Raw genomic sequence first — 13,883 nt, 5'->3', positions numbered from 1 at the left:
ACAAAAATCCTGAGTGGTATCGTTTGTTGTTGGAGCAAGTGTTTCATTTACCTGAACAGTTACTACTTTTAATGTTCCTGAAACATTTTGACAACTTGAATCACTATTCATAGAGACATAATAAGTATATGGACTACCCGGCATTGTCAATCCAGAAATTGTCAATTGTCCGGTTGGACTTATAGTATATGTAACTCCGCTAAATGTTCCATTTGTAATTGGTTGTGAATAATCATTTGTAAAATACCAGCTAAAAACCGGATTACTTAAAGCGGATGTTGGTTGAATTACCGCATTATTCCCTAAACAAATTTGTACATTATCAGCATTAATATCATTAGCAACTGAGAATGGTAATATCGTAAATGTTATAGAGGCTCTGTCTGTTTGTGCGGATTGACAAAACTGTGTTGAGCTCACTCCAACATAATAAGTATACGTACCAGGTAGTAATCCTGTTAACTGAAGTGTATTCGAGTTTTGTCCAGCTATTAAAATTTGGTTTGTGCCATCAAAACTGTACCAGTAATACACTGGATTCGTAACCGGTGGAACACTATTAAGCTGAGCTGTCAAAAGCACATCTCCTGTTGTACTACAAATGGTAGTATCTGTATCTGAATTAACTAAAATACTTGATATAGATCCATTAGGTGATGTTCCTAATACGGTTACAGTAATTTTTGTTCTTGAAAGCACTTCACACCCGCCTCTTATAGGCTGCACATAAAACACATAAGTTCCAGCAGGTAAATTAGAAGGTAATGTATAAGAATTACCATTGGCTAAAATAGTTCCTCCAAATTCAGCATCATACCATCTGTATGAAGTACAATTGTCTCCAGCTATAGTAACTGTTCCTCCCTGACAAAGTTGAATTGTAGTTCCTGTTCCCCCAACTACACTAACGTCAGCTTCACGTTTAACATAATTAACATTTAAAAAATCAAGCACATTAGCCGCTCCTCCTAATCGGATTTTAACTCTGTCATAAGGTGGTGACTGGGTGTTTGAAAGGAAAACAACTTCATCAGAATCAATTACCTGAACAGTTGCAGAAGAACTTCCTGCCACCATCAAATCACCAACAGGTGTGTTACCCATGTAACGTTGTACGGTAAAACCTGCTAAAGCTGAAACAGTCAGCAATGCTCCAGGTTTTGTCAGCTTAATTTTTAAAATATCAGTCGGTTGAGAAACTGTTCTAAACTTAACTGTCAATTCTGAAGCCGATAAAACTCCTACTCCATTGTACATGGTTGCAAAACTATTATCATCATTATCTACAGAATTCCAAGGATTAACCACACTTGTAGTCCCTGTTAAAGCTCCAACTCCTAAATCATATGTTCCATAAAATAAATCTTCAACATCTCCAGATTGACAAATCAATGGATTAGCTTCTCTTGTGTAGTAAGCCTCAAACACCTTAGCATTTTGGGATACTCCAACAGTAGATCCAACAATAATTCTGATTCCGTCATAAATTTTTGGACCAGTATTATCTGACGGAACAAAAGTGTATTCAAAACTATTTTCACCTGATAATAAATCGACAAGAGTTCCTGAAAGCGGTTGAATTGTTCCTATAATTTGTGGTACACCGCCTCCGTCACGTTTAGTCGCAACAACTGAAATAGCTCCAATTAATGTCAGACCACTATATTCTGTTCCAAGTTTTACTGAAACTGGAGTTCCTGCTGCTATGGCAGTATTCCATTGTAATGTTTGCCATGTAGTACCTACACCTAAAACCCCTAATCCACTTGTAATAGTCGAATGAGTTTGCGGGTTATGATCAATTGCTTGTGAATCATTAACAACTGTTCCAGTTACTATAGAACCTGAACTTTGAGTATCAGCATAAACTCTTTCTGTAAAAGTAACACAATCAGCAGGGTTATTTACAACAACAGTCACTATAGCACTTGTATCACAAAATCCATTACTTGCCACTACTGTAAAAGTATATACTCCTGCTTGAGTAAAAGGTCCTACTGTTGGAGAAGCCAGAGGAGTTCCGTTTGAATTATACCAAGTAACCGTTGCATTTGAAGTAGCCTGCAGTGTTATACTGTCACCTACATTTATTACGAAGTTATCTGGATTAACAGTTAACTGAGGTACCGGATGTACTGTAACAACTACTGAAGCTTCTGTTGATGCACAAGGAACTCCTCCAACTACTGCCTGTATATAATATGTTCCGTTTACTTGAATATTATCAACTTGATCAAGCGGAATTGTATTATGATTACTATCTAAAAATATATAGGTAGTATTTCCAGAAGCATCAAAATTAAGAATAGCATCTCTTAAATTCACTACTCCGCAACCGGCTAATGTTGCCGCAACATCTAAATCGACCTGAGCAGGAAAAACTACATCTACTGGTAATAATGTATTAACTTCGTTTTCACAAGTTCCATTTATTTTAATAGATATGTAGTAGGTTCTGGGTGTATTTGCAGTATTTAAACCATTTATTGTAAGTGAACCTGTAACTGCATCTTTAACATAAGTAATTCCTGTATGACCAGAAAATCCAGTTGTTATTTCGGTAGTTTTATTTTGATCAGTATAATAATGAAATTCACTATCAGCTACAACAGTTACTGGATTTAGAACAGCAATTCCTGAGCACGTAGCTGTAACAGGGCTGGAAATTGAAATATCCGTCGCAACTGGCCTTGCAGTAAAAGTAACTGTCACTGCAGTTCGAGATGATAGTGCTGTACAACCTATTTTTCTTGCAGCAACATAATAAGTTGTCGTTGCATTTAAAACCGGAGTCGTGAAACCTGCATTATAAGCAGTCGTTGCTATAGGAGTATTACTAGTTGGACTATCATACCAAAGCAATTCGTTCTCACTATCTGTCTCTGCGTAAAGTGTCACTGACTGAGGCCCGCAAATGGATACATTCTGTGAGCCTCCAGCAATTGCTGGAGTCCCCGGAGATAAATACACCTCATACAACCTTAATCCCTTAGTTAAATTTAATTGAACCAATGATGATAGTGTGATTTTTATTCTGTCAAAAGACTGTCCGGGAGTAATAGGTATAGTAGCTTTTTGTCCGTTACTCAACAATCCTAATAAATCTAAATCCAGTATTGTTCCTACATCTAATGTATAGACAACATTTGCCCCGTTTAAAGCTTCTATTTTTAATCCGTCAGATAATCCTAAATTTAAAATTGCCGGATTGTCAAGCTGTAAAGTTACATGCACCTGATCAGTTGGTTTGGAAAGGGCATTAAAATATACGGTTTGACTTATAGTTCCAGCAGCAGCTAATGCACCCAAACTTAAATGTGAATAACTATTCAAATCTGAGTCAATTGCCCGTTCAGGGTGATCTACTTCTGCACCTCCTAAACCTATTAAGTCAATTGTTCCTCCTGTTCCGTCAAATGAAGTAGCAAAAGGAGGACTACAGCTATCATTACCTGTTGTATAAAATGCATAATACACTTTCATACTGTTGGAAGTTCCTAATAAAACAGCATTAGTATTATCTGTTATTTCAATCCTGTTATAAGATGAATCAGGTGTAATTGCAAAATAAAAATTACCATCCTTGTCACGAATCAGTTTACCTGATTCGTTTGAAAAATTATTTTGACTTGAGAAACTATTTATTATTGTAGTGTTGTTTTTTGCAGTAACTGTGAAGAAATGATTTCCCAGAACAACTGTCCCCAGTAAATCGGCAAGATCACTGCCTAAATTACCGCCTAGCAAGGAATTTAATACATCTTGGTCAAAATCAAGTCTGACATAAGTTGTTTTTCCTGCGGGCACTGCTGTTGGGAATTCCAACTCAATTTTACCGCTGTAATTACCAATTCCAACCGCCACCCCTCCATAAGAATTTAAGGTTGCAAATGAATTATTAAACAATGTAGCATTGTTTGGATTGGTAACATGATCAGAGGTGACCAGAGAACTTGCATTGACGTAATTGATTTGTGCTTTCAAATCTGTTTGAAGAAAAAGTAACAGAAAGACAGAAAGACAAAAAACAAGGATAAAATTATCCTTTTTGGTAAATCTCCTATTCATAAGCAATAATTTAAATGTTCAACTTTATTTTTATTGTGTGAAAAATGAATCTTTACTTAAATCATTATAAGATCTATTAAGTGAGCAGAATGTGAAATTTACATTCCATTATAAGACAAAAGCTTACTTAAAATTATTCTTAGTGGGAGATCTTAGAATATTAATAATTTTTCGAATTAGTTGCTTAAAAAATACGATTTGTGTTTTTGTGAAATTTTATTCATTAAACATTAAATTCAAAATGTTACATATTAAAATTATCAAAAAAAGTAAGAAAAAAGTCGCATATACGAGTCTATTCGATGAAGGTTGAAAAAAAATCGACAAACTAAACATTTTTCCATATTTAACTAAAAAAAAGCTAATAATCATTAAAAAAATAACATAATATGATTATTTTATATAACTTTATAGATAAATTCCTACAATTTATTAAAAACAAAGTCACCTGATAATTATCTATTATGGAGAAGTGTGATAAAAAATATAGAATTACATTTTCTAATGTTTTTATACTACTATTAGTAATTATACTTGCATGTACTTCTCTTATTTTTCTAAATGGCTTTACTATAAAAATCTTATCAGCAAGTCGAGCATATGTCAACGGAGAATCTCATTACTCTAAAGCACAAAAAGATGCTGTTCGACACTTAATAACCTATTTGTATACACATGACAAAAAACAATGGAATCTCTATTTAAAAGAAATGAAGGTTCCATTTGGAGATGGTTCAGCGAGAATAGGATTGCTAACAAATACTCCTGACTATAAAATTAAAGAAGGATTTATACAAGGTAGAAACAGTCATAAAGATTTAGACGATATCATCTGGCTTTTCAGAAACTTTAATTCTGTTCCTTTTTTGAATAAAGCCATTAAAGAATGGGAACAAGGAGATAAGCTAATTAAAGAATTATCTAATATAGGAAACAATGTTAATGAAAAAATTAGCAGATACAATTTAAGTAATACTGACAGACAAAAAATTCTCTTAGAAATTAGTGAAATTAGTGATAGATTGACTATTAATGAACGTAATTTTTCCAATACTTTGGGGGATGGAACCCATATCATCAAAGATTATTTAATATATACAAATATCTTTTTTATTTTAATCATCATAAGCAGTGTTAGCATATATTATCATATAACTGTGAAAAGAATAATGAATTCTAACAAAGAGATTGAAATTAACAATCAAAATTTAGTTACTGCTAATAAAGAATTAGACAAATTTGTTTACAGTGCTTCACATGACTTAAGATCTCCAATAACTTCATTAAAAGGATTAGTTGAAATCGCTAAAGAAGAAGACAATTTGGGTGAGATAAGAAATTATTTAGCTTTAATGGAACAAAGTCTATCCAAACAAGATCAATTTATCAGCGACATAATTGATTACTCCAGAAATAAACGTCTAGGAGTAAGAAATGAAGAAATAAATTTAAATGAAGCCATAGAAGAAGTAATTTCCCAGCATAAACATATTAAAGAAGCAAACGAAATTCAAATTCACAAAGACCTGGCAGTTAAGAAAATAAATGGTGACCCGCTTAGAATAAAAATTATTTTAAATAATCTGGTTTCAAATGCTATAAAATATTCTGATAAAAATAAAAGCTCAAAATTCATTCATATCAAAATATTTAATACAAATCCATTTCTTAAAATCGAAGTCCAGGATAATGGCATTGGTATAAAAGAAGAATTTATTGATAAAATTTTTGATATGTTTTTTGTGACAAATACTAACTTAGGTTCTGGTTTAGGACTTTATATAACAAAGGAAGCTGTTGATAATCTTAACGGTTCAATAACCGTAAATTCAAAACATACTATAGGAACAACTTTTACAGTTTTAATACCAATCCAATATGAGATGTAATCATACTTTTTTACTTATTGAAGACAATTCTATTGATCAGCTTATAACGAGTAAATTGATCAATAGAATTACCGGAACCCATGAAATAAATATTGTTGAGAACGGCAGGGAAGCTATAAAATGGATTAGCTACAACAGAATTGATTTTGATAAATCGCTGATAATCCTTTTAGACATAAATATGCCCGAAATGAATGGTTTCCAATTTCTCAACGAATTTGAATCATTACCTGAAAATTTGAAAAAAGAAACGCAAATTTTCATGTTGTCTTCGACTTTAAACAATGATGATATTGAAAAAATAAAAAACAGCGCAAGAGTTAAAACATTATTAGAAAAACCCTTGTCTATTCAAAAGCTCGAACAATTTATTTGAGTGAATCTACTACACTCCATTTTTTAATCCAAAAAAACATTTTAATTACATTTTAATTATATTTCACAACCATTATTAATTCATGCAATTTTGATTGAGTAGCTTCTGCAATTGATTGAGTAAATTTAATATCAAGATTAATTCCGAGTTACCTTTATTTAGTTTTAACTAATCCACCCAAACTTGCTTAGGTTTTAATAACCAAATACAGGTAAAATACCACCAATACTTTTATCGATGAAGTAGTTGAAGTTATCAACTCCTGAATAGCAAGTCTTGAAGAAATAATAGCACTAAAACTAGATGTTGCTTCCAGAACCGGCAGAAAAAAAGATTATTGGGATATAGATGAATTAAAGGCCGATTATTCTACCGTTCTTCCACCTTCAGTCTTAGTATGGTTTCCATTTAAAGTGACAGTTGGGTAAAAAAGCGAACGTGATTCTTTTAAGGCATACATGCTTTATTTATGTCAAAATTATGTTGCATGATTACCTCATTGTTTTTTAATCCGGCTTCAATGTACCCCTCGAATTTACTTTGGGAATATCTTTGATACCAAAGTAAAATTGTCATTAGAATTTGTGCTTTCCTCATTATATTCAATTTTTATTAATTGAATATTGTTTATTATTTTTAATCAAAAAAACACAGTCTTTTTATAATTTTTAAATATTTATTATACCCATCATACAAAATAATGTCAGGATTAGTGAATTTAACACCTTTAATTCTTTGACGAATTTCGAAACAACACATACCGTGAACTAAACTCCAAACCATAAACGAAAGCGGTTCTACATTATGTCCTTTAAAATAACCTTTATTGATACATCTTGATGTTTTTTCAACTCGGTCAAAGTAGCAACACCTTCATCCAAATCTTCATTCTCCGAACTTTCTAAAAATCCCATTGGTGCCTTTAGGTTGAACATCAAATCATACATTTCTTGGTTTCTATGGCGAATTTCATATAAGCCAAACTCATTTACATAAAATCTTCTATTTTGAATAAATCTTCAAAATAGCCACCCAGTTCCTGAAAAACCTATAGAATACAGGTCGTGTAGAATAGCATTTTTATCTTTAAAATAAACATGTATAATACCTACACTATAGTCAATCCCGTCAGCAATGTTTCTAACAGTGGTTTGCTCAATTCCTTTTTCTATAAAAAAGTTTTTTGCTCCTTTAAGAATCAGTGTTTTTAATGTTTCTTTTTCTCTTGCTTTTCTATCCGCTACGCTCTTACCTCAAAAATTATTTGACTATAATATATTTTATTTTTAAACAATGTTCATTTTTTTACAAATAATAAACACAGTAAACAAATCTCTTGTGTTACTGCGTTTACAAGCATTTTTTTTATATTTCTTTTGGGGTTGAGGAAGCATAAAAAGAATCATTTCAAAAATATCTTCATGCATAATTGGGGTGTGCCCCTCACCATCACTCTTGAAATGAACTAATCTCTTATTATTGAAACGTCATACTTAAATTAATTATTAAATATTAAGTTTAGAAATTGAATCCCTTCATTAATCGCTTTCAAACCTTCTGAATTTTGTTCATTATTTTTAAAAAACTGAATAAATCCGTGATATTGATTATTATAAACACACACTTCCGATTTTACTCCAGCCTCAATTAATGCTTTATTATAATTTTTGTTCTCATCTAATAAAGGGTCGAGTTCACCCACTTGAATAAAAGCTGGTGGAAGATTCTTATGATTGCCATTTAAAGGAGCGATATATGGCAAGTCTGAATTTGTACCGTTTGGTATATATCCATTCATACTACTAATGAATACCTCCTTAGTTGGAAAGTTTGTGTCGCCTAATTCTTTCCACGATGCTGTATTCATGTCCAAACTTGCTGCATATAAATATATCAACCATTGTCCAACAATTTGAGGACCATTCTTATCTCTTGCCATCATAGTGACAACCGTAGCTAGGTTAGCTCCCGCACTGTCTCCACAAACTGCAATTTTGTTAGGGTTAGCTTCTATTTGGTTAGCATTATTTGAAATCCATTCTATTGCTGTGTAAATGTCATTTAACCCTGCTGGAAAAGGATGTTCAGGAGCCAAACGGTAGTCAACATAAGCAACTATAGCTTTAGCACCATTTGCAATGGTATGTGCCATAACAACATGTGTTTCCAAATCGCCAGCAACAAAACACCCACCATGAGCAAAAACGACTACAGGAAGAGATTCAGTTTCCAAATGTTTTGGTATATATAAATGAACGGGTATACTATACTCGACATCATTTGTAGGAATATGTATGGTTTTTATTTCGCATTCAGTATCTGGCGTACCTGCTGAAGGTATCATAGCTCTATATGAAGAGCGTAGTTCTTTTGCAAATGTTAATTCTGTACTCATTTTAAATTGTTTACTTAATTCTATAATTTCTAATTCAAATTTTTTAATTGGTTACATTAAAAACCACTATCCATTAAAACCTATTTTCACATGAGCTCCATCGCAAAAAGGTTTGTTCTGAGAAGCGCCACAACGACAAAAAGCTGTAACCTTTGACTTTCTTTCTTCTGTCCCATCTGTTTTTTTTATTGATATGTTACCATATACTAAAAGCGGTCCGTTTGCTAAAGGTTCTACAATGGTTTCGGTTTCCACTGTTGGTTTTTCTTGTGTATCATTATTTTTGTAATAGCTTAATGCACCACTCGGACATTGATCTATTTTTTCCATAATGATTTGACTATCACTACCATCTATGTTTATCCAAGGCTTTTTTTGAGGATTAAATACTTGAGACAATCCTTTTTCGCCTTTCCAGCAAATGGTAGAATGAATGCATTTTTGGGGTTGCCATACAACGGTTATTTCTCCGTTGGTATACTCTTTTTTAATTTCTTTATCCATATTTATTTAATGTCTCAATATTTTAATAGATTACTTTTTTAAAAATTATTATTTCTTAATCTAATTATGTTTATGTACGAAGCCATTTTTTAAAAAAAGACAGTACTAGCGGCATAACTAAAAAAATCATTAGACCTGAAATTAAAAGTGCATTTATAATTCCTTCAAAAAAAGAAAGAGAAATTACTGCTGAAATTGTTTTTACAAACCTAGGCACAACAATTGTAAGCGGATAAACAGCAATAAATGTAACTACCCACTGTTTCCATTTTTTTACTTCTGAAAAAGTATTATACCAAAATTTGTCCCAGTCTTGGATTACTTCCTGTTTATCACTCAACCATGTAGCGTGTGGATCTTTCAGTAGATTCTTTCTTGCATCAGAATTTAACCAAACCCTTGCGTTTTCAGAGCTATTGAAACGAATTATAACATAATAATAGTCACTATCCTTTTCGGGATTCAGTAATGTAATAGCAATAAAGCCTTTAAAAGTTTTCATAACTTCATCAGTCTTAGCCTTCCATATTTGAAAATCCTTCACACTATCAGGAGCTACTTTATATCGTACTAGTAGAACTCCATCTCCATCAATTTGTTGCATCTCCATTTAATATACCAGAATTATGAAAAATATGTTTGTATTCAACAAAGTCATGCATTGCTGATAAACCGTTTAATCTTCCTAACCCGCTTAATTTATATCCGCCTTCCTCAAACTCATCATTTACCTGTGCCCAATTATTAATCCATACAGTGCCGGCCTCCAACTCTCTGATAACACGAAGAGGTAAATCGACATTTTGTGACCATATAGATGCTGCTAAACCATATATACTGTCGTTTGCCAGTGTGATAGCTTCTTCAGGTGTATCAAATACCTGAATAGTTGCTACCGGACCAAACGTTTCTTCCTGTATAATTTTCATTGAGTTATCAGAAACTTCTAATAAAGTAGGGGCATAAAATGCTCCATCAGCTAACTTACCTTCTGAAAGTTTTCCGCCTCGAACCAACACTTTTGCACCTTCAGTTATTGCCTCTTCGACTGTTTTGTCAACGCGTTCTACATTTGCTTTATCAATCATTGGCCCCATATCACTTGTAGGGTCTGATGCCGGACCAACCTTAACCTTTTTCAATCTTTCTGCTAAACCTGCTTTAACTTTGTCAGCTATTCCTCTTTGTACCAATATACGGCTTCCAGTCATACAAAATTGTCCCGCAAAAACAGTAATTGCTTTTTCAAGAGTAGGTAATGTTATATCTAAGTTTGCATCGTCGAAAACAAGCATAGGCGTTTTACCACCCAACTCAAAACCAAATCGTTTCAATTGAAGCGCACCATTACGCATCAAAATTTGTCCAGTTCTTGTACTTCCTGTATAACTAATTGTTGGCACATCGGGTGATTCAACCAAAAATGCTGCGCCATCGCTACCCGATTCAGTAAACAAGTTTAATACACCTTTAGGAATATCCTTAACTGATTCAAAAACTTCACTGATTAATGCATTTACCTGTGCAGTTTGGGCAGGCATCTTAATTACTGTAGTACAACCGGCTGCAAGTGCAGGTGCTAATGAACGAACCATTAGTATAATTGGAGAATTCCATGGTGCAATAATTCCCGCTACACCTAAAGGCTCTGCCAAGACCATACTAAAAGATCCTGGCTTTGTTTCCAAAGCGCGTCCGTTCTCACTTAATGTCAATGCAGCATAATATCTAAATTTAGGAGCAACGAGACTGAATTCAAATTCTGCTTCCATTTTTATTTTCCCATTTTCTAGCATTAAGGCATCCACTAATCTTTCTTGATAGGCTTCAAACTGGTCTGCCAACTGATTTAGAACTTTATAGCGTAAGTGGCGGTTTGTTCTCCAGTCAGATTTTTTAAACGTTTCTTTTGCAACAGCAACTGCAGCTATTGCTTCGTCTTTGCCACCGTCTGCATATTGCCCGATAACTTCTCCTGTAGCAGGACTGAAACTGTCTTTATAATTTTTATTATCAACCCATTCGTTGTTAATAAAATTCAATGCTATTTTATTTTTCATAAATTGATAATTTGCTTTTTAACTATAGTTTCCTTTAAAAGTTTAACCTACTTTTCTGCTATTGTATTTCTTTTTTCTATTATAAATTAAATTCCTTGCCTTTTGGATCACTGTGAAATTTTCCTGCCGGAGTAATTCTGAAACTACCTGCTGTGGCAAGTGTATCTTCCATGAACATGAAATGATAAATTTTTTCGTCTTTGACTTTGGCAAGTATGGAGAAAGGTGAAGTCACTTGTTTGTTAAGTGTTCTCGATGTATAAGTAAAAGAACCAAACACTGCTACTTTTTCATCTTCAGAAAATATATCCTGTACTTCAAAAGCCTGAATGGTCCAAAATTCATTTACGCCGGAGAAAGTATCAATAAAAGCTTTTGCTCCTTCATGATGAGTTCCTGTCCAAGGAAGAATTTTCTGCAATTCTGGGTTATCGAAATTTAATGAAATATAAGTAGCATTCGAATCAACAAGTGAACTTATAACATCAGGATTAGTTGTGTTGGCTAAAAAAAGTTCAATAATTTCTTTTGGAGTTTTCATGGTTTTGTTTTTAAGTTGTTTTTCTTTTTCAGTTACTGAAGTTTGTGAGAATGCTTGACTTTCTAAGCATACTATAAAACTTAATAATTGTACTTATGAAATAGTATTAATTTTATTCTTTGCTTCAGCGAGAGTAACCGTTTTACCTAAAGCTCCAAACTCATGCAGGTCACCAAATACTTCGATACGTATAGATTGATTAAGACCACCTACTCGTAATGGGTCAAAACCATTATCACGAATTAAGTCTTCGATTTCTGCATTTATGCTATTATCATCGGTTGCATAAAACTCAACTGCTTTGTCTGGAGTTTGGAAAGAAGCATTTGATAGTGATGCTGCTCCTAATGTCCCTAGTGCTTTTGCTAATTTCACATCATTAGGCAATAATGTAGAAAGTATTTGTCCTGATGATTCGTCTGCACCGATTATTTTTTTAAAACCTCCTTTTTCGTCAGGAGCGATTGGATTTGAAGGATCTACAATAATTTTACCTTGTAGTTCACTTGCATACGTTTTTAAAACTTCTTTGATAGAATCAAACCAAATCGCTAGTATAACAATGTCTGCTTGTTTGATTGCATTAGAAATAGTTGCCGGCTTTGCTAAACTACCTAACTTTTGAGAAAGCTCGTTTGCTTTTTCAATTGTTTTGTCCGCAACAATAACGGAACGATTTCCTTTTACAAGATTTGTGGCAACTGTAGCTCCGATATTTCCCAAACCGATAACTGCCACTTTTGATTTTTGTATCATAACTATTTCTTTTTAATATTAACTATAATTTAGGGATACAATGTCCGACATTGGATAGAGATAATCCAATGATATAGTTTAAGAAATAGTCTTGATGTAGATTAAGTATTTTAGGAAGCCTTGCTACGTAAATTTCGCAATCGACTTAAAAATTCAGGAGTTACTCCAAGGAAAGCAGCAATCTGTACCTGCGATATCCGGTTAATCAATTGAGGATATTGATTTAAAAAAGATTCATAACGCTCTTCTGCTGTTAAACTGAAATTTTGCAGTAATCGCCCTTGTAAATTAACAAAGCCATTCTCTATTAATACTCTAAAAATACGTTCAAATATAGCTGATTGCTGATATAATGATATTAAATCTTTCCTACTTATTTGTAAAACAACAGTGTCTTCCAGTGCATCAATATTCAGAGTAGATGGTTTTACTCCATGAAAACTGCCAAGATCATTTATCCAATAATTTTCAATTCCAAATTGTAAAACATGAATATTTCCTTTTTTATCAACACTATAGGTTCTCAGACAACCTCTTACTACAAAATTAAATTGTGTGCAAATATCTCCTTCCTGTAGAATATATTGTCGTTTTCTATACAGGCGTGGATGAAACTTTTCCTGAATCAACGCTTTTTCTTTGTCGTTTAACACATAAGATTTACTTGAAAGGTAATCAAGCAAAGGTTCAACAGAGGCTAAAGGTGCTATTTCATTCATTTGGCAATCGTTAAAATTAATTTTGTAAATTATCTTACAAAATTGCTTACTGATTACAAATTTATGCTTTTTCAAACGAAATATTGATTTTATCTAAGTCTTAGACTTTGGGTCAGCGATTTAAGTGTTGGGAGTAATCCATTTTCCATTTTAAAACAGCTATAATACTTCTTAAAAAAAATCTCAAAAAAGATTAAGAATACATATTTTTATATATAAAATCATTTTAAACCTGTTCATTTTTGAGTCTGATTCAGAACAATTTATTTGGTCAAATTATCAATTATAACTATCCTAGCTACATAAGATTTGAAGCTTTTGTAGTACAGGAGTCCTTTGTTTTTTATGTTCCCTGGAACCCTTATCAATAAAAGAGTTAGTTAGGATGTTCGAATCCCTCTTTCTCCGCGAGCTAAAGGCTAATGGTTTTAAAACCCTTCAAATTCAAAATTTGAAGGGTTTTTTGTTTTACGGTTATCGTTTAGCCGGAATGAAAAAGTTTACTTTGACAGTTTCAATTCTTTTTTAAATTACATGAACAGATTAGTAACACAACATAATGTTAATTAACCGCT

At 32.8% G+C, this 13,883-nt stretch carries 12 protein-coding genes and 1 pseudogene; 2 read left to right on the top strand and 11 right to left on the bottom strand.

From position 1 onward, the window contains the following. Window positions 1-4,068 (bottom strand): annotated as a pseudogene (locus EZM65_RS14355) (PKD domain-containing protein); the annotation flags it as partial. Between the two features lie 464 nt (window positions 4,069-4,532). On the opposite strand from EZM65_RS14355, the gene EZM65_RS14350 reads away from it, so the two are divergent. Then, window positions 4,533-5,957 carry a HAMP domain-containing sensor histidine kinase gene (locus EZM65_RS14350; RefSeq protein ID WP_136669244.1) on the top strand — a complete coding sequence of 475 codons (1,425 nt, stop codon included), beginning with the start codon at window positions 4,533-4,535 and terminating at the stop codon, window positions 5,955-5,957. Then, window positions 5,947-6,333 (top strand): response regulator, encoded by a 387-nt coding sequence (locus tag EZM65_RS14345; RefSeq protein ID WP_136669243.1) that lies wholly within the window; start codon window positions 5,947-5,949, stop codon window positions 6,331-6,333. The genes EZM65_RS14350 and EZM65_RS14345 overlap by 11 nt, the downstream gene beginning before the upstream one ends. Before the next feature lie 447 nt (window positions 6,334-6,780). Here EZM65_RS14345 and EZM65_RS14340 read toward each other — a convergent pair whose 3' ends face one another. From EZM65_RS14340 to EZM65_RS14300, 10 genes are all read right to left on the bottom strand, one after another. Next, window positions 6,781-6,930: a hypothetical protein gene (locus EZM65_RS14340; RefSeq protein ID WP_248574880.1), complete on the bottom strand. Its 150-nt coding sequence runs from the start codon at window positions 6,928-6,930 to the stop codon at window positions 6,781-6,783. A 200-nt stretch (window positions 6,931-7,130) separates the two neighbouring features. Continuing rightward, on the bottom strand, window positions 7,131-7,268 hold the full coding sequence (locus EZM65_RS15645) for a hypothetical protein (RefSeq protein WP_211196224.1): 138 nt from the start codon (window positions 7,266-7,268) through the stop codon (window positions 7,131-7,133). 84 nt (window positions 7,269-7,352) lie between these two features. Then, a complete protein-coding gene (locus EZM65_RS15640) occupies window positions 7,353-7,493 on the bottom strand; it encodes a TetR family transcriptional regulator (RefSeq protein WP_248574881.1) in 141 nt (46 codons plus the stop codon). Window positions 7,494-7,831: 338 nt separating this feature from the next. Continuing rightward, on the bottom strand, window positions 7,832-8,728 hold the full coding sequence (locus EZM65_RS14330; protein WP_136669242.1) for an alpha/beta hydrolase: 897 nt from the start codon (window positions 8,726-8,728) through the stop codon (window positions 7,832-7,834). Window positions 8,729-8,794: 66 nt separating this feature from the next. Next, window positions 8,795-9,232: a (4Fe-4S)-binding protein gene (locus EZM65_RS14325; RefSeq protein WP_211196223.1), complete on the bottom strand. Its 438-nt coding sequence runs from the start codon at window positions 9,230-9,232 to the stop codon at window positions 8,795-8,797. 70 nt (window positions 9,233-9,302) lie between these two features. Beyond that, entirely contained in the window at window positions 9,303-9,842 is a 540-nt protein-coding gene (locus EZM65_RS14320) for an antibiotic biosynthesis monooxygenase (RefSeq protein ID WP_136669240.1), read from the bottom strand. After that, entirely contained in the window at window positions 9,823-11,292 is a 1,470-nt protein-coding gene (locus EZM65_RS14315; protein ID WP_136669239.1) for an aldehyde dehydrogenase family protein, read from the bottom strand. The genes EZM65_RS14320 and EZM65_RS14315 overlap by 20 nt, the downstream gene beginning before the upstream one ends. Window positions 11,293-11,371: 79 nt before the next feature. Then, window positions 11,372-11,833, bottom strand: a complete 462-nt coding sequence (locus tag EZM65_RS14310) for a nuclear transport factor 2 family protein (RefSeq protein ID WP_136669238.1) — start codon at window positions 11,831-11,833, stop codon at window positions 11,372-11,374. 93 nt (window positions 11,834-11,926) lie between these two features. Beyond that, window positions 11,927-12,589: an NADPH-dependent F420 reductase gene (locus EZM65_RS14305; RefSeq protein ID WP_136669237.1), complete on the bottom strand. Its 663-nt coding sequence runs from the start codon at window positions 12,587-12,589 to the stop codon at window positions 11,927-11,929. A 110-nt stretch (window positions 12,590-12,699) separates the two neighbouring features. Next, a complete protein-coding gene (locus tag EZM65_RS14300) occupies window positions 12,700-13,308 on the bottom strand; it encodes a Crp/Fnr family transcriptional regulator (protein WP_136669236.1) in 609 nt (202 codons plus the stop codon). Window positions 13,309-13,883 lie beyond the last annotated feature (575 nt).

The sequence above is a fragment of the Flavobacterium sp. H122 genome, assembly GCF_004959765.1.
Taxonomy (GTDB): domain Bacteria; phylum Bacteroidota; class Bacteroidia; order Flavobacteriales; family Flavobacteriaceae; genus Flavobacterium.
Note: the sequence above shows the minus strand (reverse complement) of the source record. Positions and strands in the feature narration are given on the sequence as shown.